This is a genomic window from Flavobacterium sp. (assembly GCF_017985075.1).
Classification (GTDB): Bacteria; Bacteroidota; Bacteroidia; order Flavobacteriales; family Flavobacteriaceae; genus Flavobacterium.
Genome location: NZ_JAGNYF010000004.1, coordinates 31,929 through 58,024, shown reverse-complemented (window position 1 = coordinate 58,024; position 26,096 = coordinate 31,929). Strand labels below are relative to the sequence as shown.

Annotated in this window: 25 protein-coding genes and 2 tRNA genes; 15 read left to right on the top strand and 12 right to left on the bottom strand. The window is 30.7% G+C overall.

The annotated features are described in order from the left end of the window. Positions 1 to 95: 95 nt before the first annotated feature. Genes KA468_RS01920 through mraZ form a run of 5 tightly spaced genes read right to left on the bottom strand, consistent with a single transcriptional unit; the run spans position 96 to position 5,241 of the window. Positions 96 to 1,559, bottom strand: coding sequence for a UDP-N-acetylmuramoyl-L-alanyl-D-glutamate--2,6-diaminopimelate ligase (locus KA468_RS01920; protein WP_291241262.1), 1,464 nt, complete (start codon positions 1,557 to 1,559; stop codon positions 96 to 98). Then, positions 1,556 to 3,538, bottom strand: a complete 1,983-nt coding sequence (locus tag KA468_RS01915) for a penicillin-binding protein (protein ID WP_291241261.1) — start codon at positions 3,536 to 3,538, stop codon at positions 1,556 to 1,558. The genes KA468_RS01920 and KA468_RS01915 overlap by 4 nt, the downstream gene beginning before the upstream one ends. Further along, on the bottom strand, positions 3,529 to 3,888 hold the full coding sequence (locus KA468_RS01910; protein WP_291241260.1) for an FtsL-like putative cell division protein: 360 nt from the start codon (positions 3,886 to 3,888) through the stop codon (positions 3,529 to 3,531). Before KA468_RS01910 ends, KA468_RS01915 begins: the two co-directional genes overlap by 10 nt. After that, the gene (gene rsmH, locus KA468_RS01905; protein ID WP_291241259.1) at positions 3,888 to 4,796 is read right to left on the bottom strand and encodes a 16S rRNA (cytosine(1402)-N(4))-methyltransferase RsmH; all 909 of its coding nucleotides are present in this window, start codon (positions 4,794 to 4,796) and stop codon (positions 3,888 to 3,890) included. The genes KA468_RS01910 and rsmH overlap by 1 nt, the downstream gene beginning before the upstream one ends. Beyond that, positions 4,771 to 5,241, bottom strand: coding sequence for a division/cell wall cluster transcriptional repressor MraZ (gene mraZ, locus KA468_RS01900; RefSeq protein WP_291241258.1), 471 nt, complete (start codon positions 5,239 to 5,241; stop codon positions 4,771 to 4,773). Before mraZ ends, rsmH begins: the two co-directional genes overlap by 26 nt. A 328-nt stretch (positions 5,242 to 5,569) precedes the next feature. On the opposite strand from mraZ, the gene KA468_RS01895 reads away from it, so the two are divergent. The 4 genes from KA468_RS01895 to yihA are packed head-to-tail and all read left to right on the top strand — an operon-like array spanning position 5,570 to position 7,576. After that, on the top strand, positions 5,570 to 6,325 hold the full coding sequence (locus KA468_RS01895) for an alpha/beta hydrolase (protein ID WP_291241257.1): 756 nt from the start codon (positions 5,570 to 5,572) through the stop codon (positions 6,323 to 6,325). Positions 6,326 to 6,328: 3 nt separating this feature from the next. Then, on the top strand, positions 6,329 to 6,631 hold the full coding sequence (locus tag KA468_RS01890) for a nucleotidyltransferase domain-containing protein (RefSeq protein ID WP_291241256.1): 303 nt from the start codon (positions 6,329 to 6,331) through the stop codon (positions 6,629 to 6,631). Continuing rightward, positions 6,628 to 6,969 (top strand): HepT-like ribonuclease domain-containing protein, encoded by a 342-nt coding sequence (locus tag KA468_RS01885; protein WP_291241255.1) that lies wholly within the window; start codon positions 6,628 to 6,630, stop codon positions 6,967 to 6,969. Before KA468_RS01890 ends, KA468_RS01885 begins: the two co-directional genes overlap by 4 nt. Further along, positions 6,959 to 7,576: a ribosome biogenesis GTP-binding protein YihA/YsxC gene (gene yihA, locus KA468_RS01880; RefSeq protein WP_291241254.1), complete on the top strand. Its 618-nt coding sequence runs from the start codon at positions 6,959 to 6,961 to the stop codon at positions 7,574 to 7,576. Before KA468_RS01885 ends, yihA begins: the two co-directional genes overlap by 11 nt. Before the next feature lie 77 nt (positions 7,577 to 7,653). On the opposite strand, the gene gpmI is transcribed toward yihA, so the two are convergent. Both gpmI and KA468_RS01870 read right to left on the bottom strand, forming a co-directional pair. Further along, positions 7,654 to 9,162, bottom strand: a complete 1,509-nt coding sequence (gpmI, locus tag KA468_RS01875; protein WP_291241253.1) for a 2,3-bisphosphoglycerate-independent phosphoglycerate mutase — start codon at positions 9,160 to 9,162, stop codon at positions 7,654 to 7,656. A 104-nt stretch (positions 9,163 to 9,266) separates the two neighbouring features. Beyond that, positions 9,267 to 11,708 (bottom strand): DUF5916 domain-containing protein, encoded by a 2,442-nt coding sequence (locus KA468_RS01870; RefSeq protein ID WP_291241252.1) that lies wholly within the window; start codon positions 11,706 to 11,708, stop codon positions 9,267 to 9,269. A 298-nt stretch (positions 11,709 to 12,006) separates the two neighbouring features. On the opposite strand from KA468_RS01870, the gene KA468_RS01865 reads away from it, so the two are divergent. After that, the gene (locus tag KA468_RS01865) at positions 12,007 to 12,696 is read left to right on the top strand and encodes a murein L,D-transpeptidase catalytic domain family protein (protein ID WP_366933110.1); all 690 of its coding nucleotides are present in this window, start codon (positions 12,007 to 12,009) and stop codon (positions 12,694 to 12,696) included. Here KA468_RS01865 and KA468_RS01860 read toward each other — a convergent pair. After that, a complete protein-coding gene (locus tag KA468_RS01860) occupies positions 12,685 to 14,283 on the bottom strand; it encodes a L,D-transpeptidase family protein (RefSeq protein WP_291241250.1) in 1,599 nt (532 codons plus the stop codon). The genes KA468_RS01865 and KA468_RS01860 overlap by 12 nt on opposite strands. Before the next feature lie 70 nt (positions 14,284 to 14,353). Next, entirely contained in the window at positions 14,354 to 14,803 is a 450-nt protein-coding gene (locus tag KA468_RS01855; protein WP_291241249.1) for a GNAT family N-acetyltransferase, read from the bottom strand. 116 nt (positions 14,804 to 14,919) lie between these two features. Between KA468_RS01855 and KA468_RS01850 the strand changes: the two genes are divergently transcribed. Next, positions 14,920 to 14,992, top strand: a tRNA-Gly gene (locus KA468_RS01850). A 32-nt stretch (positions 14,993 to 15,024) separates the two neighbouring features. Further along, positions 15,025 to 15,097: transfer RNA gene (locus tag KA468_RS01845), tRNA-Gly, on the top strand. A 28-nt stretch (positions 15,098 to 15,125) separates the two neighbouring features. Here the strand turns inward: KA468_RS01845 and pepE are convergent. Beyond that, a complete protein-coding gene (gene pepE, locus KA468_RS01840) occupies positions 15,126 to 15,833 on the bottom strand; it encodes a dipeptidase PepE (protein WP_291241248.1) in 708 nt (235 codons plus the stop codon). Between the two features lie 134 nt (positions 15,834 to 15,967). On the opposite strand from pepE, the gene KA468_RS01835 reads away from it, so the two are divergent. The 6 genes from KA468_RS01835 (at position 15,968) to KA468_RS01810 (ending at position 21,848) form a co-directional block, all read left to right on the top strand. Next, the gene (locus KA468_RS01835; RefSeq protein WP_291241247.1) at positions 15,968 to 16,753 is read left to right on the top strand and encodes a hypothetical protein; all 786 of its coding nucleotides are present in this window, start codon (positions 15,968 to 15,970) and stop codon (positions 16,751 to 16,753) included. After that, entirely contained in the window at positions 16,746 to 17,249 is a 504-nt protein-coding gene (locus KA468_RS01830) for a DUF6702 family protein (RefSeq protein ID WP_291241246.1), read from the top strand. The genes KA468_RS01835 and KA468_RS01830 overlap by 8 nt, the downstream gene beginning before the upstream one ends. 2 nt (positions 17,250 to 17,251) lie before the next feature. Continuing rightward, entirely contained in the window at positions 17,252 to 19,525 is a 2,274-nt protein-coding gene (locus KA468_RS01825) for a M1 family metallopeptidase (protein WP_291241245.1), read from the top strand. Positions 19,526 to 19,689: 164 nt separating this feature from the next. Next, positions 19,690 to 20,022 (top strand): twin-arginine translocase TatA/TatE family subunit, encoded by a 333-nt coding sequence (locus KA468_RS01820; RefSeq protein ID WP_291241244.1) that lies wholly within the window; start codon positions 19,690 to 19,692, stop codon positions 20,020 to 20,022. Next, positions 20,022 to 20,579, top strand: a complete 558-nt coding sequence (locus tag KA468_RS01815) for a phosphatase PAP2 family protein (protein ID WP_291241243.1) — start codon at positions 20,022 to 20,024, stop codon at positions 20,577 to 20,579. The genes KA468_RS01820 and KA468_RS01815 overlap by 1 nt, the downstream gene beginning before the upstream one ends. Next, complete coding sequence (locus tag KA468_RS01810) at positions 20,580 to 21,848, top strand: hypothetical protein (RefSeq protein ID WP_291241242.1); 1,269 nt, start codon at positions 20,580 to 20,582, stop codon at positions 21,846 to 21,848. It begins immediately after the preceding gene. On the opposite strand, the gene KA468_RS01805 is transcribed toward KA468_RS01810, so the two are convergent. Then, the gene (locus KA468_RS01805; protein ID WP_291241241.1) at positions 21,832 to 22,473 is read right to left on the bottom strand and encodes an O-methyltransferase; all 642 of its coding nucleotides are present in this window, start codon (positions 22,471 to 22,473) and stop codon (positions 21,832 to 21,834) included. The genes KA468_RS01810 and KA468_RS01805 overlap by 17 nt on opposite strands. 148 nt (positions 22,474 to 22,621) lie before the next feature. On the opposite strand from KA468_RS01805, the gene rlmN reads away from it, so the two are divergent. After that, positions 22,622 to 23,662, top strand: a complete 1,041-nt coding sequence (rlmN, locus tag KA468_RS01800) for a 23S rRNA (adenine(2503)-C(2))-methyltransferase RlmN (RefSeq protein ID WP_291241240.1) — start codon at positions 22,622 to 22,624, stop codon at positions 23,660 to 23,662. Between the two features lie 50 nt (positions 23,663 to 23,712). Here the strand turns inward: rlmN and KA468_RS01795 are convergent, their stop codons facing one another. Continuing rightward, positions 23,713 to 24,600, bottom strand: a complete 888-nt coding sequence (locus KA468_RS01795; protein ID WP_291241239.1) for a hypothetical protein — start codon at positions 24,598 to 24,600, stop codon at positions 23,713 to 23,715. Between the two features lie 104 nt (positions 24,601 to 24,704). Between KA468_RS01795 and KA468_RS01790 the strand changes: the two genes are divergently transcribed. Beyond that, positions 24,705 to 25,685 carry a polyprenyl synthetase family protein gene (locus KA468_RS01790; protein WP_291241238.1) on the top strand — a complete coding sequence of 327 codons (981 nt, stop codon included), beginning with the start codon at positions 24,705 to 24,707 and terminating at the stop codon, positions 25,683 to 25,685. Positions 25,686 to 26,096: the final 411 nt, after the last annotated feature.

Here is a 26,096-nt window from a genome sequence, read left to right as displayed (position 1 = left end):
TTGGGTTTAAAAGGTTAAAAGTTTATGAGTTTAAAAGGTTTTGGCAAGTTTATCCGCATCAATTACACTCCTTACTATTCACTCTTTACTTTTTACTATTTTTCTAATTGTTTTAATATTTCTTGTACGATTTGCATATCGTCAAAATCCTGACGGACTCCGTTTATTTCTTGATAGGTTTCGTGGCCTTTTCCTGCAATCAGAATAATGTCGCCTGAATTTGCCATTTGACAAGCGGTTTTTATGGCTTGTTTTCTATCTAAAATAGCTACTGTTTTTTTATAATTCTGAGCCTCTACTCCTACTTCCATTTCATCAATTATGGTTTGAGGATTTTCGGTTCTTGGATTGTCTGAAGTAAAGATGGCTTTATCGCTAAAAGAAGCAGCAATATTTGCCATAATTGGTCGTTTCGTTTTATCTCTATCGCCACCACAACCTACGATGGTAAATAATTGTTCGTTTTTAGTACGAATATTTTCTATTGTTTTCAGCACGTTTTCTAACGCATCTGGCGTATGTGCGTAATCGACAATTGCTGTAATTTTGGTAGCAGAAACCACAAACTGAAAACGACCTGAAACACTTTCTAATTCAGACAATAATCGTAATGCTTCTGTGCTTTCTATTCCTAATTCGAGTGCAACACCGTAAATGGCTAAAATATTATATGCGTTAAACGAACCAATTAGTTTCGTCCAAACTTCTTCGTTATTGATTTTTAAAACCAATCCCGTTAATTGATTTTCTAATATTTGTGCTTTAAAATCAGCATACGTTTTTAAGGCGTAAGTTTTTTTTCTTGCTGCCGTATTTTGAAACATAACTTCGCCATTTTTATCATCAACATTTGTGATAGCAAAAGCAGATTTTGGCAATCCATCGAAAAATGATTTTTTTACATCTCTATATTCTGCAAAAGTTTCGTGATAATCTAAATGGTCGTGAGATAAATTAGTAAACACACCACCTTCAAAATGTAAAGATTCGGTACGTTTTTGATGAATTCCGTGTGAGGAAACTTCCATAAAACAGAATTCGCAACCTACCGCAACCATTTCATCCAAATATTTATTAATAGTTAGCGAGTCAGGCGTAGTATGAGTCGCTTTATATTCTACCTCATCAACCATAATTTTTACGGTTGACAATAATCCTACTTTGTATCCTGCTTTTTTAAACATTTGATACAATAATGAGGCAATTGTAGTTTTTCCATTGGTACCTGTAATCCCAACTAATTTTAGTTTTTCTGACGGATTATCGTAATAATTTGCTGATAAAAAGGCTAAAGCTTGATTAGAATTTTGCACCTTCACATACGTGCAATTATCTGATAATGTAGTTGGTAAAACTTCACAAACGATAACCGATGCACCTAAAGAAATGGCTTTGTCAATAAATTGATGTCCGTCTGAAAGTGTACCTTTAATTGCTACAAAAACATCATTGTTAGAAACTTTTCTGGAGTCGAACTCGATTTTTTCTATAGTCAAATCAGTAGAACCGTGAACCGATTCAATGGCAACTTTATATAATATGTCTTTTAACTGGCTCACGATAATTCTATTGTAATGATTTGATTTTTCTTGAATGTTTCACCTGGATTAATGGATTGTTTTTTTACTTTTCCAACTCCAATAAATTTTACTTTAAACCCTAAATTTTCTAATAAAGAAACCGCATCCATTCCTGCCATTCCTTTTACGTTTGGCACTTTGTTTGTGTTTCCTTGAGATTTTTTTTCAAATTCGCTGTATAAAGCTTCTTGTTTTTTACTTTTTAATTTGATGTCAGTAAACTTATTTGTGTTTGGAACATCTGTAAATATTTTTTGCGCAATACGTTTAAAAACTGGTCCCGCTACATCAGCTCCATAATATCCTTTTGACTTATCTGGATTATGCACCACAACTATGCAAGAATATTTTGGTTGATCTGCAGGAAAATAGCCCACAAAAGAAGACGCATAAGACATTTCTGCTTTACTATAGTTTACTTGAGCAGTTCCTGTTTTACCAGCCATTGAAAAATCGGCAGAATACAAACTTTTACCTGTCCCGTTTTTAACCACATTTTCCAATACTTTTCTAACTTTTAGTAAAGTTTCATCAGAACATATTTTCGGATTAATTACCTCAGGATCGTACTTTTTAATGGTTTTACTCCACTCTTTTATTTCGCTTACAAAAATTGGTTTTACCATTTTACCATCATTTGCTACCGCATTATACAAGGAAAGTGTTTGTAAAGGCGTCATAGAAACACCATATCCAAATGCCATCCAAGGCAACGTGGTGCCATACCAATTTTTAGCTCCTGGTTGTGGAATTACTGGTTGTCCTTCTCCTTTGATTTGTAAACCCTGTTTTTTATTTAATCCGTAACTGTTGATTCTATTGATAAATTGCCAAGGATTATTTTTATAGGCCTGATAAGTTGCTTGTACTAAAATGGTGTTTGATGACACTTCAAAACCTTTTGCTAATGAGGCAATTCCGTATCCGTGATGATTTGAATCTTTTACTGGTCTGCCTTGAATCGTAACTATACCACCATTTGAATTATAAACAGAACTGGTATCTGCTTTTTTATCATCAATTAAGGCAATTAAATCCATTAATTTAAAGGTAGAGCCCGGTTCGTGAGATTCCGTTAGTGCATAATTTTGAGTTTCGAAATACGAACCATCTTCCGATTTTCCTAAATTTGAAATGGCTTTTATGTAACCCGTGTTGGTTTCCATAACCACTACACATCCGTGGTCTGCTTTATAAAACTCTAATTGTTTTAAAAGTGCGTGATGTGCGATATCTTGAATAAAAACATCAATAGTTGAAATTACATCGTACCCGTCAACTGGATCTAATTCATTAATATCAGAAATAGGTTTCCATTGATTTTTTGCAATTTTTTGCATCCAATGGTGGCCGTTTGTTCCGTTTAAATATTTACGAAACGCATATTCTAAACCTTTACCTTGATTGCCATCGCGTTCATAACCTATCGTTCTGTTTGCAATTAATCCAACAGGATGTTTACGAACGGTTTGCTGCTCGGCAATAATTCCGCCTTTATTTGCTCCCAACTTAAATAACGGGAACTCTTTTACGCGCATATATTCAGTAAACGTTAATTTTTTAGCAACTAAAAAATACCTGTTTTTAGTGTTTTTTGCTTTTCTTAAATCTCTTTGAAATTCGCCAGATGATTTTCCTACAAGTTTTGCAAGTGAATCTGACAAGGCAACATAATATTTTTCAAAATTTTCTTCAGATGGTGTCACCGCATCAAAACGGATGGTATATTCAGGAACTGAAGTAGCTAATAAACTTCCATCTGATGAGTAAATATTTCCTTTATTGGCAGGAATTTCGAAATTTTTAACGGTGCGTTGTTTGGCTAATTTTCTATAATAATCGCCACCTACCCACTGTATATTAAATAGTTTTATAGCAATCGCAAACGCAAACGCAACAACGCAAACCACCACAAATGCCAGTCGGTAAGAAATTATATTGTCGTTTTTTATTGCCATATTTTTAATTTATCTATAAAACTTTTTTCTTCAGGTTTACGTATTACAATTTTTTTTGGTGGAACAGTAGACGGCAAAATTTGTCTTGCTTCCATTTTTTTTGAAACGGTGGATTCCATTTTTAATTTCATTAGTTCAGAACGTGTATCTACAAATTTCGAACGTAACTCTTTCACTTCATTTGTTAAACTCGTAATCCTATAATTTTTTTCATCGTAGTTATGATTGAAATACACCATTAACATAGCCAATGAAAAAACGAAAATTATAAATTTCCAAGTTTTTAGCGCATCATCATCAATTAAGAATTTTGCTTTTAATAGACTATATATACTGCTTTCTTTTGCCATTATTTTTTTTCTGCTACACGAAGTTTTGCACTTCTAGCTCTATTGTTTATTTCTATTTCTGCGGCTGAAGGCACAATTAATTTTTCAATACTTTTAAAAGGCACTTCAAAATTTCCAAAAAAATCGCGTTCTGGTTCGCCTTCAAACATACCGTTTCTTATGAATCGTTTTACTAATCTGTCTTCCAATGAATGATACGAAATAACACTTAATCTTCCTCCAGACACCAATAATTCTTCCGTTTGCATTAAAAATTCTTTCAATACTTCAATCTCTTGATTTACTTCTATACGAATGGCTTGATAAATTTGAGCTAAAATTTTATTTGCTTTATGCCCTGGCAAAAAACGAGACAAAACTTCTTTTAGTTGCTCAGAATTTTTAATTTTCTTATCTGCTCTTGCGGCTACAATTACGTTTGCCATAGCGCCGCCATTTTTCAATTCACCAAAATCAACAAAAACGCGTTTTAGTTCAGTTTCTGCATAATCGTTTACCACTTCATAAGCAGAAAGTGTATCATTCTGATTCATTCTCATATCTAAAGCGGCATCAAAACGAGTAGAAAAACCTCTATCTGCCACATCGAATTGATGAGAAGAAACTCCGAAATCACCCAAAATTCCATCTACTTGCTTTACGCCGTGAAAGCGTAAGAACCTTTTAATAAATCTGAAATTCTCATTAATTAAAATAAATCGTTCATCATCTATTGCATTTGCTAACGCATCTGTATCTTGATCAAAACCAAACAATTTTCCGTTTGGCCCTAAATGCTTCATAATTTCTCTTGAATGTCCGCCGCCGCCAAAAGTGACATCAACGTAAATTCCGTCAGGTTTAATATTTAAACCCGCAACTGTTTCTTTTAAAAGTACTGGGTTATGATATTCCATCTTCCTCTTCATTTTGGTTACCCATTACTTCTTCGGCTAAATCTGCAAAATCAACCATTGCGTGATCTAATGCAGATTCGTATAAATTTTTATCCCAAATTTCAATTATCGAAACAGCAGATGACAATACAATATCTTTATCTATTTTAGAAAACAACACTAAATCTTTCGGGATTAACAACCTACCTGTTGCATCAATTTCAACCATTCTAACACCAGCAGTAAATGCTCTAATGAAATCGTTATTCTTTTTTACAAAGCGATTTAACTTATTGATTTTCTGCATGACTTTATTCCATTCCTTCATTGGATACAATTCCAAGCAAGGCTGAAATACAGAACGTTTCAATACAAAACCTTCTTCAAAATTACCCAGTTGTTTTTTTAGAGGCGCAGGTACCATTAACCTTCCTTTTGCATCAACTTTGCACTCGTATGTTCCTAAAAATGTATTCAACTTTTATAAATGAATTATTATTGAGACAAATTTAAAAAATATTTTACCACTTTTTACCACAAAATACCACTTTGTTAATAAGTTTTTGATTAAAATAGTTTGAAATACCACTTATGTACTGAAAATACTGATAATTACAAAGAATTTAAGTTTTTAACGATTAAATAAATTGTTGAAAAAACATTAAAAATTCCAGTATTAATTTTCAAAACAAATTGAAAATTAGAGTTTTAGCTTGGAAACAATTTAATAATCTGAATTATGAAAAAAATGTGAAAAAAAAATGTATTTTTGTACGTATTAGATAGTTGAACACGAAGACGTTTTTATGATAAAGAAAGAAAAAAAATATACGTATTTTGAATCAGGTGAAGGCACACCAATAATTGTGTTACATGGTTTGATGGGCGGCTTAAGTAATTTTGACGGAGTGGCTAATTTTTTTCCAAGTAAAGGATACAAAGTAATTATTCCTGAATTGCCGATTTATACGCAAAGTTTATTAAAAACTAATGTGAAAGCATTTGCCAGATATGTTAAAGACTTTATTGTTTTCAAAGGATTAGAACGTGTAATTTTGGTAGGAAATTCGTTAGGTGGACATATTGGTTTGTATTTTACGAAACAATATCCTGAATTAGTTAGAGGATTAGTAATTACTGGAAGTTCGGGATTATACGAAAGCGCCATGGGAGAAAGTTACCCTAAACGTGGAGATTATGAATACATTAGAAAAAAAGCGGAAGACGTATTTTATAAGCCTGAAGTGGCAACAAAAGAAATTATTGATGAAGTTTTTGCTACCGTAAACGACCGAATTAAATTGTTAAAAACTTTAACTATTGCCAAAAGCGCCATTCGTCATAATATGGCTAAAGATTTACCAAAAATGCATGTGCCAACTTGTATTATTTGGGGAAAACAAGATAAAGTAACGCCGCCAGAAGTAGCTGAAGAATTTAAAAAACTGCTTCCAAATTCTGAATTATATTGGATAGACAAATGTGGTCATGCCGCTATGATGGAAGAACCAGATCAATTTAATGATTTGTTATTTAATTGGCTTAGCGAGAAAAAATTATAAATTATGGAAAAATCTATTGAAAATAATTTAGAAAATATAAAATCAATATTTGCAAAATACAACGCAAAAAGTGCTTATATTTTTGGGAGTATGACAAAAAACAACCATCACGCAAAAAGTGATGTTGATTTTTTATTTAGTTTCTATGATGATTTAGATTACGAAACGTATGCTTTAAACTATTTTAGTCTCTTAAACGAATTGGAAGTTTTATTACAAAAACCAATAGAATTAGTAGCTGAAAAAACATTAAAAAATAAATACCTGATTGAAAGTATAAACGAAAGTAAATTTCAAATTATATGACGACTAGAGAAGAAAAAAAATTACTTTTGGACATTGTTGATTGTATTATTTCTATTGATGAGCATTTGGAAAATCGAAGAATTTTAGAGGAATATCTAGCAAGCAAAACTAAAAGAAGAGCCGTAGAAAGAGAATTAGAAATAATTGGAGAAGCTATGTCTAAACTTTTAAAAATAAACCCAAAAATAAAAATATCTTATTCTAGAACTATAGTTGACTTGCGAAATAAAGTAATACATGCCTATGATAGTGTTGACGATATTTTAATTTGGAAGATAATTATGAAAGATTTACCATTATTATTATCCGAATCAAATAACTTATTAAATGAAAATTAATACCGCCGAATTTGTAGTTAGTAATTCCGAAGTGGAAAAATGTCCAAAAGACAGAATTCCAGAATATGCTTTTATTGGACGATCTAATGTTGGAAAATCATCGTTAATTAATATGATTACTAACCATAAAAACCTTGCTAAAACTTCTGGAAGACCTGGTAAAACCCAATTAATCAACCATTTTTTAATTAACAAAAACTGGCATTTAGTAGATCTACCTGGTTATGGATACGCCAAAGTTTCAAAAACCACAAAAGCAAAATTTCAACAATTTATTACTGATTATTTCGAAAGTAGAGAACAACTTATTTGTGCGTTTGTTTTGGTAGATATTAGACACGAACCACAAAAAATTGATACGGAATTTATTGAATATTTGGGCGAAAGTGAAATTCCGTTTTGTATTGTTTTTACAAAAGCAGACAAATTAGGAAAAACGCATATTCACAAACACGTGGAAGCGTATAAGAAAAATTTATTAGCCAACGATTGGGCAGAAATGCCACAATATTTTATTACATCAGCCGAGAGTGCTTTAGGTAAAGAAGAAATTTTGACTTATATAGATGAAGTAAATCAGAACTTGTTTACAGGATCTGATTTTTAATATAAGTATGCGGATTTTCGGATTATTATAATTTATTAAACCCTTCTAAAATTTAAAAATCTTGAAGGGTTTTTTATTTATTTTAACAACAACGAATGTTGCGTCATGGCTTCTGGCTGAGGAATTCCCATTAAGTCTAAAATTGTTGGGGCAACATCTCCTAAAACGCCTGATTGAATTTGTATTTTATCGTTATCTACTAAAATTACAGGTACTGGATTGGTTGTATGTGCCGTATTTGGCGAACCATCTGGATTTATCATGGTTTCGCAATTTCCGTGATCTGCAATTACGATTGTAGTGTACTGATTTGCTAAAGCTGTTTCTATAATTTCTTTTACGCAAACATCAACGGCTTCACATGCTTTTATAGCTGCTGACATACTTCCTGTGTGACCAACCATATCGCCATTTGCGAAATTTAAACACACAAAATCAACTTCTCCTTTTTGTAATTCAGGTACTAAAGCATCTTTCAATTCGAAAGCACTCATTTCGGGTTGTAAATCGTAAGTGGCTACTTTTGGGGAGTTTTTTAATATTCGAGATTCTCCATCAAACGGTTCCTCTCTTCCACCAGAAAAGAAAAAAGTTACGTGTGGATATTTCTCTGTTTCTGCAATTCTGATTTGTTTTTTTCCTGATTTGGAAAGTACTTCTCCTAAGGTTTCAGTAATATTATCTTTATCATAAATAACGTGTACATTAGTATAGGTGTCGTCATAATTGGTTAACGTAACATAATACAATGGTAATTTGTGCATATTTTGTTCATGAAAATCGGTTTGCGAAAGCGCCTCGGTTAATTCTCTTCCTCTATCCGTACGGAAATTAAAGAAAATTACTACATCTTCAGGCTGAATAACTTGTCCTTCTTCAGAAAATAAAGGCTGAATAAATTCATCTGTTACGTTTTCATCATAACTTTTTTGAATACTTTCTGCGAAATTTGATGATTTTTCACCAATTCCTTTCACTAACAAATCATATGCTAATTTTACACGTTCCCAACGTTTGTCTCTATCCATTGCGTAATATCTACCAATTACTGATGCTAATTTAGCCGGAGTATTCGATAGAAAATTTTGTAAATCTTGTATATATTTTTTTCCAGATTTTGGATCTACATCTCGCCCATCTGTAAAAGCATGAACAAACATATTTGTTACACCATTTTCCTGAGCTGCTTCAATTAAGCCTCGCAAATGTGATGTATGAGAATGCACGCCGCCATCTGAAACCAACCCTAAAAAATGAACGTTTTTATGATTTGACTTTGCGTAATTAAACGCATCAAGTAAAGGTTTTTCGTTTTTTAATGTATGGTTTTTAACTGCTAAATTAATTTTAGCTAAATCTTGGTATACAATACGACCTGCACCTAAATTCATATGACCTACTTCTGAATTTCCCATTTGACCTTCGGGTAAACCTACGTGAAGTCCATCTGTACGCAATTCGGCATTTGGATAGTTTTTATATAACGAATCTATAAATGGTGTATTGGCATTATCTATGGCTGAAACTTTAGGGTCTGGAGAATGTCCCCAACCATCTAAAATCATTAAAATTACTTTTTTGTTCATCAGTGTTGTATTTAAGTTACGAAGTTACTGATTTTTTAAACGCCGACTCAAAAAAGTTAGTAACGAAAAGGTTTTCTTAATTTAATTGTAGAAAAATAATAGTATTATTTTAGAGCATTTTTGGCTTGATTATAATCAATAAAATATCGAATACTGATAGAAAATGTATGATTTAAATCTTCATGATTAAACACTTTCTTGATATTATTAACTAAATTTTTATCTATCATGTTTTCAAAAATACCAGAATTATTTCGGAATAAAAATGACATTTGACTTCCAGGTGCAAACCACCAACTATAAGACAAATCAAAGTTCCATAAATTTAAATTTTGATTGGCATTATCTGTGTAAGTATACGCTTCAGTATAACCATTTTCTAACAATTTATAGTAGGAGTTGTTTTCAGAAAACGACCAATAATGTCTTAGTTTTAATCCAAAATTCATTTTTGCAGTTATAGAATATTTTCCTTCTAAACTCGTTTCTAAGGTTTGATTGTCTCTTTTTGCGAAAATAATATCATTTCCTACTCGATCTACGCGACCTAAATCTTGGTATTCATTGAAGAAATTATTTCTATAAATTAAAGTGAATTTATCATTAAAACGATATCTCGGACTCACATCAATACCCCAATACCACCAACCTTTAGTTTCTGTAATACCAATATTCGGATTGATGTCAAACGCGAATTTATTGTTGTAGTTGGTCGAAACAAAACCCCACATACCATAATATTTTGGAAAAATCACAAATCTGCCTTCAGCTTGTGGATTGTAAAAATTATATCTTTCAAACGGATTTAAATCGACACCTAAACCTGCGGAATGATTTTTTTTATTGGATAAATTTAAATTGATATTAAAATTTTGCTCTTGGAGGTAGTTCGTCGCTTTATCAAATTGCACATACGTATTAAAATTTATCCTAAATGAGTTTAATTTTTCTGTGGATTGTAGTAGTCTGTAATTCGCATTAGCACTAATGGAATAATAATTGGTTTGAAAATTAACACCTAAATCATTATTGTCATATTCCTTTGAAACATATTCTCCAAAAACCGAAAATCTCAATTTTCCAGAGGTTTCACCAAATCCTAAATTAGCCATAATACCATTTTTATTCTGCAAATTGGCATAATTATTTACATAACTATATTTTAGGGCACCATTTAAATTGAAGGTATTCTTTTTGGTATTTAAATCGAAAGTTGTAGCGGTAACATTAGCATCTCTAAAGTTTCCATTTCGAGTTACGTTTGTATTAATTAATGATACAGAAGAATTTCCATTAAAACGCTGATCTAAAACTAATACATTATAATTGGCAATAGGTTCAACGGTTTCTGTTCTGATATTTCCAGTATTTACATCTCGAATAACTACATCTGTTTTTTTAGTAACTGTATTTAAAAAACCAACGCCTAATCCTTCTTTAGTTCGACCTGAAACTTTAACGGCATTGACCAAATCAATTGTGTTTGGAAAATCTAAAACTTCTTCCGTTTCTGAAATTTCTGGATATTTACTAGCGCGTTGCCCAATTCTTCTTGAATAAAACAATCCGCCTTTATTAAATAAATCGGTTCCTTCTGTAAAAAATGGTCTGTTTTCATTTAATATTTGTTCAAAAGGCCCTAAATTCAAAATTTTATTATCAAATCTGGTTTGACCAAAATCAGGAATCAAAACCATATCTAATGTAAATGCGTCGGTCAATCCGTATTTTAAATCTAACCCGCCTTTTATGGTTCCGAATGTTTTTTCTTTACCTAAACTATTTAAATAAAAAGAAGAGTATGGAATTAAAAACAAACGCGTTGGTGTATTAATTTTTTCAATACCTTTTAAAATTCCCGCTTGTTGCGTAAACGATCCCTTGCTATTATCTACAGGATTCCAAGTAAACATTTGTCGGTTTCTTCTTACTTCTCTAAAAAAGTTTATACCCCAAGTTTGTTTCTCTTCTTTTGAAAAACGAAGTGCGGCATACGGAATTTTCATTTCAACAACCCAACCAATATCTGTAATTTTAGCTTTACTTTCCCATATAGCATCCCACGAAGTGTCTTCATTTTCAGTAGTTCTTACTAAATCCATTTGTCCATCAGAAGCACTTACAAAAAAACTAAATTCTTGCTGACCATCATTGAAACCATTGATAAAAACTCCAAAAAAATCCGCTGCACGTATATCATCTCTTTCTGAAATTTCTTTTAAAATTTTACCGGGTTCATTATCATATAAAATTGCTCCTACATAAATTGCATCATCATCGTACACTACTTTTACTTCTGTACGCAGTTCTGGTAATTCTGGTTTTCCATTTTCTTGGTTAAACATAACAAAGTTTTTTGCTACTGGTACGTTTTTCCAATCTTCTTCATTAAGAGTAGCATCAATTTTTATTTGATTTTTAATTTTTATGGTACTAATTTCCTTTTTATTTTTCACTGAAGAAAATGAGTTTGTTGTTACCATTTCTTGAGCGAAAGATGACAGTTGAAATAAAAAGAATATACTAAAAATTTGAAAAAGCTTCATAAAATATTTTGTAAATAAAAATGATTAGTATAACTATTGCCAAATTTGTTTCATCATCAAATGTTAATTTTTGAAATTTATATAAATAGTGCCTGTTTAAAAAATTTCTACAATCATAAAAACCATATTATCGGCAAAACGTTAAAAAATATCGTTAAAAAACACTAATTTATTTTTTTTATTCAAAATTACAATTATATTTGTGCATCTGCAGTTAATTGTAACAACAAGATAAACAATGAATTATAAATTTTTGCCATTCCTTTTTTTAGTGTTTTTGTTAAGCTTTACAGTTAAATTGAGCCTAATAAAATCAACTTTTAATACCAATGAATTTGCAATAAATGTTGCAAATCCAATTGCTATGGTGAAAAATGAGGCTGATAATATTAAAGAAAAATCAGAATTATTATATTGTGACATTCAAACTGAAGGATTTTCGTTACCCGAATTAGAAATTTTCACAAAAGCATTTGAAGGGTACACGGCTTTAGAAGCGCAAGGGAAAATTAAAAACAACATATTAACAATTATTGATTTCTCTTTGTCTTCTACAAAAGACAGAATGTGGGTAATTGATATGGTTAACAAAAAAGTAATTTTACAAACATTAGTTTCTCACGGTATAAAATCTGGAAAAGAATTTGCAAAATCGTTTTCTAACCAAAATGAATCTAATAAAAGTAGCTTAGGTTTTTATTTAACCGGTGAAACCTATATTGGAAAACATGGTATTTCGTTAAAATTAGACGGTTTAGAATTTGGACTTAACGACAAAGCAAGGGAAAGAGCTGTCGTAATACATGGCGCTGAATATGTTTCTAAAAAATTAGCAAATAAACAAGGGTACTTAGGCAGAAGTCAAGGTTGTCCCGCTGTAGCAACAGCAATTGCTCCAAAATTAATTCAAACTATAAAAAATAAATCGGTGCTATTTATTTATCATCCTACAAGAATGTACGTTAATAAATCTAAATTAGTTTCTTAATTTATCGTACAATTTTTTATCTAAGTCGTACATATCGTCTCTAAATTGAAAACCCGAAGCGTTTAACCAACTTGTCCAATATAATAAATGTACGTAGGTTGGTTCTTTTATTTTTATGTAATAAGGTGCTTTATTTTTTTTAATTATAGTATCGATTTCATTTCCGTTTGCCCATCTTTCGTTGTCTTGTTTTATTAGAATTTTTTTAGCCAAATCTAACGGATTTTGTACCCGAACACACCCCGAACTTAATGCTCTATATGACAAATCGAAATAATCTCTGTGATTGGTATCATGTAAATACACGGAGTGATGGTTAGGAAAATTAAATTTCACAACACCTAGCGAATTATTGTACCCATGATTTTGAACATACCTATAACTTGTAGCTTTTGCCGGATTCCAATTTGATGGAGAAACAATATTGTTTTTTGCATTATAAATTAGAATTCTATTTCTGGTAAAATAACTTCTATTTGCTGCCGCTTCTACTGATAAATCTTCTTTAATTATTGTTGGCGGAACCGTCCAAGTCGGATTAAAAACAAAATTAGACAACTTCGAATCTAAAATTGGTGTCATCCTTTTTGGTTTCCCACAAACAATTTTATGTGTAGCTAAAGTATCCTGATTCTTGATAAAATGCAATGTATATTCCGGCAAATTTATTAATAAGTATTGCTCACCAAAATCTCTTGAAAACCAGCGCCAACGTTCTAAATTGGCTAAAATTTGTGAACGACGGGTTGCTACATTATAATTTAAAGCTTTAATGGTACCGTAACCAATAACTCCATCTGCTAATAAACCATGTCTTGCTTGAAATTTTTTTACGGCTTCAAACATTGAACGATCATAAATTGTAGAGTAATTTGTATTATTTTCGTCTAAATCTTTCCAATATACCAATCGCTTTTTAATTTCTTTAACTTCAATTGAAGTATCATTATATTTTAATTTTATCGTTTTTTTTAACGAATCGAAATTACTTTCTGGCATTTTATCTATAAGAACTAATGCCTCTTTTAACGAACTATAAATTGGATGATTTGGTAATAAATTTTTTATTGAAGATGCTATTTTTTTTGAAGAAATAGCTGCTTTCAAATGGTTTGCCATAGAAAGTGGTTTATCAAACAAATCCCAATTTTCATATACCTCATCAGGATTTAATTTTCCTCTATAATACTGATTACAAAGTTTATCATAGGATTGAGTTAATAAAATATCATAGGCTAATTTTTCATCTAAAGTTAACGAATCTAACCTAACTTCTAATTGAAATATTTTATTGATATTAAAATCTTGAGGGTTTAATCCTTCTTGTTTTGATTTTTCTATTTGTACGATTAAATCTTCTCTATTTTCCGCATCTACCCATATTTCATGATTGCCAAATGCAGCATAAATACTTTTAATACTGTCGGATTTATCCGACAATACATCTTCAGGAATGGCATGTATGGTGATTTTTCTGATGGTATCGTAATAATCTTCGCTTACAACAAATTCATCATCCTTACTGAGTTTGAAAGACACAATAATAACAATAATTAATACTACACTGAATAGAAAAAACTTTTTCATTCAATTAAAAATTTTTCAAATTTACCAAAAAATACTGGCATTATAACTCAAAAGCAAAAATGATTCCAAATTAAACATCAAAACATTTATACATTAAAAAATGTGTGCCAATCTCAGGAATTTCAAACGAAGCGCCTTTTTTAGTACATCCTAATTTTTCATAAAAAGGTACTGCCGATTCTCGAGCGTTAAACCAAAGCAATTCGACTTGAGTTGATTCAATAAAATTAAAAATCTTTTCAATTAACAACTTTCCAAAACCAGTACTTTGGTACTCCTCTAAAATTGCCATTCCACGCAATTGAAATTGATTTTTTATGTCGAAATTTTCATTATTTGATGTAAAAACAGAAGCTACTCCTATTATATTATTTTCATTATATAAACCAAAATGTGTAGTCCCAACAGCATCATCACCTAAAAAAAAGCAGGTCTCAATAGGTTTTCCTTGTCTTAAGACGGCACTTCTAACTGGAAAAGTATCTAAATAGTTGATTTTATTAATCGTAATTTTATTCATAAAGCATTATAAATTAATAATTTACAAGTGTGTTATTTAAAATTTTTATTATTTTTATTAAAAAACTTGCAATTAATCAGTTTTTCATATTATATTTGCACTCACCAAAATAAAATGCGAAAGTAGCTCAGTTGGTAGAGCGTCAGCCTTCCAAGCTGAATGTCGCGAGTTCGACCCTCGTCTTTCGCTCTAAAACTTATTGAATTTTAAAATTCTACCATGCGAAAGTAGCTCAGTTGGTAGAGCGTCAGCCTTCCAAGCTGAATGTCGCGAGTTCGACCCTCGTCTTTCGCTCTAAAGCCTCAAATTTTTTGAGGCTTTTTTATTTTAAGTTACTTAAATCCGTTCCTGTTTCAATTTCAATTGGTTCTTTACCTTGCTGAAAAAGTCGTGCAGGCAAATCACCTTTTAATGTAATTTTATTTCCTAATACTTCTAACCAACTTCCTTCTCTTAATCCTAAAACAGATTGCGGATTATACTGATGAAATTCTTTTATTCTCGTTTCTCTCGTTTCTCCCATATGTCGAGAACCTTCAATTGGATCTAAATAATGTGGATTTAAATTAAAAGAAACCAATCCTAACGTTCTAAAACTCGGCGGATACAAAATCGGCATATCATTGGTCGTATTCATAGTTAAACCACAAATATTACTTCCTGCGCTTGTTCCTAAATAGGGCGTTCCGCTTTCAACCGCTTTCTGAATAGCATCTAATATATTATACTTGTACAACATATCTACTAAAACAAACGTATTTCCTCCACCAGTAAAAATGGCTTCTGCGTTTTGTATCGCTTCAATTGGATTTTCAAACTGATGAATTCCTTTTACTTCAATATTTAATTGTTTAAAAAACGGTTTGACTTTTTCCGTATATTCATTGTGAGAAATTCCTCCTGGTCTTGCAAAGGGGATAAATACTAAATTTGAAACAGATGCAAAATGTTCTGTTAAAGTTGGTAATAAATAATCTAAAAAAGTACCTCCAAAAACAGTCGATGTACTTGCAATAAGCGCCTTTTTCATATATTATAATAAATTTACTTCATTCTTAACAAAATTTTATACCGATTGTAATTTTGTTCTATTATTTTTACAAAAAATTAATTCTGTCTACTATTAAAAAATACATACAAATATTTTTACTTTTTCTCTCCCAAATGGTAGTTTCACAAAACGATTCTATAATTAAGGGAAAAATCATTGTGGAAACAAACGACAATGAAGGCATTACAATTGTAAATATTTCAAACAAAATTAATACAATTTCTGGAAACGGCGGCTATTTTAAAATAAAAGCAAAAGTAAACGACACCATAATGTTTAGCGCCATTCATTTAGTTGGCAAAAAACACATCATTACAAAAAAAGATTTTGGCAAAGATTTACTTTTTATAAAATTAGACATTTATACCCGTCATATAAAAGAAATTATGGTTACAAATGCCGATGATATCACTGCAGAATCTTTAGGTTTAGTGCCAAAAGGGCAAAAAAAATACACGCCTGCAGAAAGACGTTTGAAAACCGCAGGAGATTTAAATGGTCAATTTGGCTTAAACACTGCATTCAGTATTGATCCATTATTAAACGCTATTTCTGGCAGAACCAAACAATTAAAAGCAGAATTAGAAGTAGAAAGAAAAGAATTTTTACAATATAAAATAAATAGTAACTTTGATTCCGAATACATTATGAATCAATTACACATTCCTGAAGAATATGTTCAAGGATTTGTTTTTTATATTGTAGAAGATGAAGAATTAAAAAACGCGGCTAAAGCAAAAAACAAAACGCTTATTTCATTTCGAATGAGCGCGCTTGCAGTTGATTTTTTGAAATTGAAAAATTTACAACCCTATTATCCAAAACCAGTTGAACCAGAAAAAAGTACAGAAGAAAATTCTGTACCAGAAACTGAAATAGAACCTAAAAAAAATGAATAAAATAAAGTTAAGCTTACTGGTAATATTATTTTCATTTTTAAGTGCTTTTACTTTCCATAAGTTTTATGTTGGGGTTTTTCAGATTGATTATTTTAAAGAAAAAAAAGCAGTTCAAATTACAGCACGTTTATTTATTGATGATTTAGAAAAAGCATTATATAAAAAACACAACAAACATATTTACATCACTACAAAAGATGAAATTGCAGAAGCCAATACTTTAATTGCTAATTATTTATCCGAAAAATTAAAAATTAAAATCAATAATAAAAGTCAATCACTACAATTTTTAACCAAAGAACAAGAAGATAATATTGTAATTTGCTATTTGAAAATTCCTTTTAAAGACAACATTAAAGATTTAGAAATTACCAATACCGTTTTATCCGATATTTTTAAAGAACAACAAAATTTAGTACATTTGAACTTAAATAGTAACAAAAAAACACTTTTGTTTACTAATACAGAAACCAACCAAAAACTGAAATATAAATAATTATGAAAAAGCTACATCTAATTGTATTCTTAATTTTTGCGTCATTTACTGCTTTCGCACAAGAAGTCAAAAAAGAAGAAACTAAAAAAGAACCTCAAGGACATACCGACATTAATAAATTTAGTCAAATGTATGCCGAAATGGCGACGCCTAATATGTTTCGTACGGCTTCTGGTGCACCAGGTCCGGCCTATTACCAACAACGTGCAGATTATAAAATTAATTTAGAATTAGACGACAAACTTTCCAGAATGTATGGTAGTGAAACCGTTACGTATTATAATAACGCACCAGAATCTTTAGATTATTTATGGGTGCAATTGGATCAAAACATCGCCAGAAGAGACTCACAAACACCTTTAATTGATTCTCAAACGATGCCACAAGCTACCTCAGCTGAAAACTTCGCCAAAACATATATGGGCAAAGGTTTTGATGGCGGATTTAACTTAGAATACGTGAAAGATGAAAAAGGCAACGGAATGAAATATACCGTTAATAATACTATGATGCGTATCGATTTGCCAAAGCCACTTAAAAAAGGGGAAAAAGTAGTTTTTTCAATCAAATGGTGGTACAATATTAACGATTATATGAAAGATGGCGGAAATGGTCGTTCTGGATATGAAGTGTTTCCTGATGGAAATAAAATTTATGTTATTGCACAATTTTACCCAAGAATGTGTGTGTATAATGATGTTGAAGGTTGGCAAAATATGCAATTTTGGGGAAGAAGTGAATTTGCTTTAACTTTTGGAAATTACGATGTTAAAATTACCGTTCCAGCAGATCATATTTTAGATGGAACTGGAGTTTTACAAAACAGAAGTGAAGTCTATACTGCAGAACAAGAAAAAAGATGGCAATTAGCCGAAAATTCTTTTGATAAGCCTGTAATAATTGTTACTCAAGCGGAAGCAACTGCTGCAGAAAAAAGCTTCGCAACTACTAAAAAAACGTGGCATTTAAAAGCTGAAAATGTAAGAGATTTTGCGTTTTCAACTTCTCGTAAATTTATTTTAGATGCGATGGCGGTTCAAGTTGGAAATAGCAAACCTATGGCCATTTCTATGTATCCAAAAGAAGCCAATCCGTTATGGGAAAACTTATCTACAAAAGCTGTAGCGCACACATTGAAAACCTATTCAAAATATACATTCGAATATCCTTATCCAAAAGCAATTTCAGTTTCTGCTGAAGACCAAGGAATGGAATACCCAATGATTTGTTGGAATTATGGTCGTCCAGATGAAAATGGAAAAATTAGCGACCGAGTAAAATACGGAATGTTAGGGGTTATTATTCACGAAGTAGGACACAACTTTTTTCCAATGATTGTAAATTCTGACGAAAGACAATGGACTTGGATGGACGAAGGTTTAAATACATTTTTAGAATATTTAACCGAACAAGAATTTGATAAAAATTTCCCAGCAGATAGAGGTCCAGCAAAATCAATAGTGCCTTATATGAAAGGAAACCAACAGTTTTTAGAACCAATTATGAGTCACGGAGATGTGGTGTACAATTTTGGTGCAAATGCTTACGGAAAACCTGCAACAGGATTGAATATTTTGCGTGAAACGATTATGGGACACGAATTATTTGACCACGCATTTAAAACGTATGCCAACCGTTGGAAATTTAAACATCCTACACCAGAAGACTTTTTTAGAACAATGGAAGATGCGTCTGCAGTTGATTTAGATTGGTTTTGGAAAGGCTGGTTCTACTCTACTGATGTAGTGGATTTAGGTATCAAAAATGTAAAACAATTTTATGTAACTGAAGATGCTTCAAAAGAAGCTGCTGCAGCTGTGAATAGAAGAGGTAGAAGAATGCCAAACAGCGGACCAATGATTTATTTAGTGAATAGTGAAAGTACAGAATTAAAGCCAGAATCAAAAACAGCGCTTGAAACAGAAAAAGTGATGGCTTTAAATGACTATTTAAACAAAAATTATAATGCTGAAGAAAAAGCCGCTCTAAAAAATCCAAAATATTTCTACGAAGTAGAGTTTGACAAACCAGGAAGTTTAATGATGCCAATTATTGCAGAATTGCAATTTGAAGATGGTACTTCAGAAACACATAAATTTCCGGTTCAAATTTGGAGGAGAAACAATACTAATGCAAAACGTGTTTTTGCAACAGAAAAAAAAGTAGTTAAAATTCAATTAGATCCAAAATTAGAAACAGCAGATATTGACGTTACCAATAATACTTGGCCAAAAGAAGCCGTTGTTGATAAATTTGAACAAATAGAAAAGAAATAAACTATTTTGAAATAAACAGATTGAAAATACTTTTAAACCATTAAGGTAGTAAGATAATTAAGATTGTTATAGACTTAATGAAACTTAATTTCTTAATGGTTTTTATTTTTTAACTAAAAAAACACTAAGTTTTACTACATTTGTAATTCATAAAACACAAAACTATGTTTGGTATTGGCGGAGGCGAAATATTTTTTATTTTAATTGTAATTCTAATGCTTTTTGGATCAGATAAAATTCCAGAAATTGCAAGAGCATTAGGTAAAGGTATGGCACAATTAAAAAACGCTACCAACGAAATTAAGCACGAAATTCAAAAAGGTGCTGAAGATAATGGTTTAGATATGCGAAGTTTAACAGGTGGTATATCCGATGAAATTGCAAGTGCAAAAGAAAGTATGACAAAAGCAATTAGTCCAACTGAATTTACAAATCCCATTACCGAAATAAAAGAAGATATTGAAAACGCTACAGGACCTATAAAACGTCAAATGTAATGCTGGATTACCTAATACATTTAGATAAAAAATTATTTGTATTTCTTAATAATTTGGGCTCTACTCCTTTTGATGACATCTGGCTATTAATCACCAAACAAATCAATTGGATTCCATTTTTTTTAATTTTACTCTTTATTTTATATAAAAAATTAGGAACAAAAAAATTAGGAATAGCTATTCTAATTCTAGCTGCCTTAATTACGTTTACTAATGAAATTACAGATGTAATTAAATTTTCAATACAACGTATTCGCCCTTGTAATGATGATACATTAGCAGGCTTAATTAGAGTAGTAAAAGACAGCGACACCTTTAGTTATTTTTCTGGACACGCATCAAATTCAACAGCAGCAATGATGTTTGTGTTTTTAATTCTTAGAAAATATTACAATTATAGCTACTTGATTTTTCTGTATCCTTTAATTTTTGCTTATAGCCGAATTTATCTAGGACTTCATTTTCCTTTAGATATTATTTCAGGATATGTATTTGGAAGTTTAACGGGGTTTATATTTTATAGATTTTATTCTATTTTGATACTTAAATTAAAATAAATGTTACTCCTTAAAGAATTTAATTCTCAAGAAAAAAAAACATTTACTTTAATAGCTTTATGTTTCTTTTTGTTTTTTTTACTACGATATTTTTCTAAAATTTACTTTTTATCAGATTCCTATGATTATTTAGAAATTGCGAAATTCATAAATTCTTTTTCATCTTTTGACTACGAACACGACGCAGAACTGTTTACACGTAGACCTTTTATTTATCCACTTTTTTTAGCTCCATTTGTAGCTTTTAAACCTGTAATCATTATTTTAATTCAAAGTGTCCTATCGTTAATAAATGTATATTTATTTTTCAAAACTTTAATTCGATTTAAAATAAAAATAAATTATAAAATTGTATTATTTTTATTACTTACACCTTCAATATTTATTTATTCACAACTAATAATGTCCGAATGGTTGGTAATGATTTGTTTAAATGTTTTATTTCTTTTATTAATTACACCTTTTAATTTAAAGAGTTTTGCATACATTCAAATTATCACATTACTAATTGCATTTGTTAAACCAATTTTTTATCCTTTTATATATTTTAATTTATTGTTTTTTGCTTTTTACTTTTACAGAAAGAAAATTTTTAGTTTTTGGTTGTTTTTTCCAATCTTAATTTTACAATTTTATTTAAATTTAAATGAAAAAGCGACTGGATATAAGCACTTTTCATCAATTGAAAATCATATTTTAATAAATTATAATATCTATTATTTTAAATCTTCTAAAAATGGTAAATCAGAAGCTGAAAAATGGCTAAAATCTGTATACGAAGATGAAAAATACACAAATCAGAGTTTTAAAAACCAAAATATTTATTTAAAAGAAATAGCATCAAAAGAAATAAAAAATGATTTTTTTGACTATTCGAAATATCATTTTTTGACTGCAATAAGAGGTGTTTTTGATCCAGGCAGATTTGATTTAATGACCTTCTTTAATGAAGAAGATGGCAAGCAAGGATTTTTAGAAATTTTAAACGGAAATAAACCTCTAAACCATTTAATAAAAAATAAAAAGAATATACTAATTTTAATTTTACTACCAATTTTTATATTCAACTTAATTAAATTATTTTATTTTTTCAAAGCCGTTATTACGGAAAAACAAAATTATTTATTTTATTACTTCTTCATTTTATTTATATATTATGTTTTAGTTTCGGGTCCAATAAATTGTTCTCGATATTTGATGCCTTTTCAAATGATACTTCTTGCTATCGCCTACAAATCCTATCTTAACAAACCTACAACACGCGAGTAACCGTCAAGCCATCACGGATAGGCAATAAAACCGTTTCTACACGACTATCCTCATTAATAATTTTATTATAATCAAGTAAAATCTGTGTACTTTTGTCGTTTGCTTTTACTTCCTCTAAAACCTTTCCACTCCACAATACATTGTCAGACAAAATTATACCGCCCTTATTCATCAATGGTACAATCAAATGAAAATAATTAATATAATTTTCTTTATCTGCATCTATAAAAACCAAATCAAATTTTTTGTTTAATGTTGGAATAATTTCAATTGCATCGCCAATATGTTGAACAATTTGATTGGAATAGTCAGATAAGTCAAAATATTTTTTTTGAATTTCTTCTAACTCTTCATTTATATCAATGGTATCTAACGTACCGTTTTCTTGTAAACCTTCTGCCAAACATAAAGCAGCATAGCCTGTATAGGTTCCAATTTCTAAAATAGTTTTTGGATTAATTATTTTAGATAACATACTTAAAAATCTACCTTGAAAATGACCACTTAACATTCGTGGTTGCAAAATTTTCTGGTGGGTTTCTTTATTCAATTGCACCAATAATTCTGGTTCTTGTTGCGAATGAGTGGCTACGTAATTTTCTAAATCTTCTGATATAAAGTGCATAACTGTTTTAAATTTCGAAGTACAAAAGTACAAATTCAATTGTTTTAAACCCAGATTAAAGAAATTTCTAAAATTAATAAAATCATCGTTTCATTAAATTGGCATATTGAAAATTGATTAATTGGCACATTAGTAGTACTTTTGCCGTATGCAAGCAGAAAAAAAAGACATACGCGCTTTATCTAAAGAGCAATTAAGAGATTTTTTTGTTACTAATGGCGATAAAGCTTTTCGTGGCAATCAAATTTATGAATGGTTGTGGAGTAAAAGTGCGCATTCATTTGAAAGCATGACCAATGTTTCGAAAGCAACTCGCGTGATGTTAGAAGCTAATTTCGTAATTAATCATGTAAAAGTGGATACGATGCAACGTAGCGAAGACGGAACCGTAAAAAATGCGGTGCGTTTACACGATGATTTAATTGTTGAAAGCGTCCTGATTCCAACAAAAACGAGAACAACTGCTTGCGTATCAAGTCAGGTAGGATGTAGTTTAGATTGTAATTTTTGCGCTACTGCCCGATTAAAACGAATGAGAAATTTAACACCTGGTGAAATTTACGACCAAGTAGTAGCTATTGATAACGAGAGTAAACTGTATTACGACAGGCCACTTTCGAATATTGTTTTTATGGGAATGGGTGAACCATTGATGAATTACCCAAATGTAATGAAAGCGATTGACATGATTACATCAAACGAAGGATTAGGCATGTCGCCAAAACGAATTACGGTTTCTACTTCGGGAGTTTCTAAAATGATTAAAAAAATGGCAGATGATGCCGTAAAATTTAATTTAGCAGTTTCTTTACATTCTGCTATTGAAGCTACTCGAAACGAAATTATGCCGTTTACTAAAAGTTTTCCATTAACCGAATTACGTGAATCATTAGAATATTGGTACGCCAAAACAAAAAGCAAAATCACCTATGAATATGTAGTTTGGAAAGGTATTAATGACGACAAAGCCTCTATTGATGCGTTAGTAAAATTTTGCAAATATGTACCTTGTAAAGTCAACTTAATTGAATATAATGCTATTGATGATGGGGATTTTCAACAAGCCGGCGAACAAGCTACAAAAGACTATATTGCTGCTTTAGAAAAAAACAATATTGTTGTAAAAGTAAGAAAAAGCAGAGGAAAAGATATAGATGCCGCTTGTGGTCAACTTGCTAATAAATCATAAAAAAAGAGAAGCAAATGCTTCTCTTTTTTTATGAATATGTGCTCTATCAATTAATTACCAATAGTAATTGTATATGAAGTTCCGTTGATTGTAAATACGGCTGCATTATCACAATCTCCGTTTCCGTAATCTAAAGTAGCGGTTACTCCATTTTTAACAAAAGTAATAACTCCTAAAACCAATAAAGGTTTATTTACTGCTAAACAACTCATTCTAGCTCTTAATGGCGTAGTAATTGTTGCTGTTTGTACCGTTCCGTTTGCATTCGTAGTAGTCCAGTTTCCTGTTATTTTATAAATATTATCTGCGAAAACCATTAGTGTATTAAATCCTTCCACTAATTCTCTTGTTCTTGTTCCTACACGTGTATACACATCTCCGTTTGGCATTGTAATTGTCATATCCAATAACATAACTACGATAGGATGTGGTGCAGCTGTTGCTGTAGCAGCAGTTAATGAACGAGTAAATGTTTTTGTTCCAACAAATTTAATATTGTTGTGATAAAAATTATCAAATGTATAAGTTACCGTATAAGAAACCGCTGTTGGTTGAAAAACAAAACTAATAATAATTTTACCTTTAACTATGTTCCCATTATTCAACGTACATCCTGTTGTGCCAAAATCAATGGTTTTTGTTACTTGAGTTCCTGGAGTGATAACCGTTCCAAAAGCTGGCACTCTTGTAATTGTAGCACAATTTGAAAACACAGAATTGTCATTGTTTATACCTCTATAAGAAATAGTACTTCCATCAACATTGTCAAATAATTGATCTGCAATATTTGAAATGTCATCACTTGCCATATCAATTTTCGCATTTACTATAGCGTCATCTGAAGTAAGCGTTTCTTGTGTCGTTTCCGTATCTTTTTCACAAGCTGTAAAAGCGGCCAATACTACTATTGGAAATAAAAATTTAATTAATTTTTTCATATCTATAATTTTAAAGTTCAATGTATTAGACACAAAAATACTAAAAAGGTTTAATATATAAAAAATATTTTTCTAATCCTTTAATGTGTAGTATCTTTGAGGAAATGAAAATAACCGAGCAAATAAAAGAACCCATAGCCTACGAGATGGAACTTTTCGAGAAAAAGTTTCAATTGGCGATGTCTTCAAAAGTCGCATTATTAAATCGTATTACGCATTATATTGTCAACCGAAAAGGGAAGCAAATGCGACCAATGTTTGTGTTCTTAACAGCAAAAATGGTTTCAGGCGGCACTGTAAATGATCGAACCTACAGAGGCGCATCGGTTATTGAATTAATTCACACAGCCACTTTAGTGCATGATGATGTAGTGGACGACAGCAATAAAAGACGCGGATTTTTCTCCATAAACGCGCTTTGGAAAAATAAAATTGCTGTTTTAGTAGGTGATTTTTTACTTTCTAAAGGACTACTACTTTCTATAGATAATAACGATTTTGACTTACTAAAAATAATTTCTGTAGCCGTAAGAGAAATGAGTGAAGGCGAATTACTTCAAATAGAAAAAGCCAGAAAATTAGACATTACAGAAGACATTTATTACGAAATTATTCGACAAAAAACAGCCACACTAATAGCTGCTTGTTGTTCGCTTGGTGCTTGTGCAGTTGCGCCAGATAAATCGAAAACAATTGAAAAAATGCGAAAATTTGGCGAATTAATCGGAATGGCATTTCAAATAAAAGATGATTTATTTGATTACACAGAAGATGCCATCGGAAAACCAACAGGCATTGACATCAAAGAACAAAAAATGACTTTGCCGCTCATTTACACGCTAAATAACTGTTCTTCAAAAGAAAAAAGTTGGGTGATTAATTCCATAAAAAATCACAATAAAGATAAAAAAAGAGTAAAAGAAGTAATTGCCTTCGTAAAAAATCAGGGTGGTTTATCTTATGCCGAACATAAAATGATACAATTTCAACAAGAAGCACTTCTTCTTATCAAAGATTTTCCTGAATCTATATATAAAGATTCCCTTGTTTTAATGGTAAACTACGTTATTAATAGAAAGATATAATTCTAGTTTGCAGTGTTCAGTTACTAGTAATCAGTGGATTTTTTACCATATTAAAACAATAATTGTCTAAACAAATAGAAGCAAAATTGGAATTTGGAATTTTTATTTTGGGGTTTTAATAAACATACAACCTTTTTTAAATCATTCTCGTCTATAGAAATAGAAGCGATTAAAATTTGATTTTTAAAAGTTTTAAAAAAAGATACAACCAATTAAAAACAATACTCGTCTTTACTGATAGAAGCATTAAAATTTGATTTTTGATATTGATATTGTCATTGAAATATGAAAGTAATCGCATTGCATAAAGAAGAAGCACAACTAATCTGTGAAGCGATTGCTAATAATCGCCAAGCACAACATTTGTTGTACACCAAATATGCTTCTAAAATGTTGAGTACTTGCAGACAG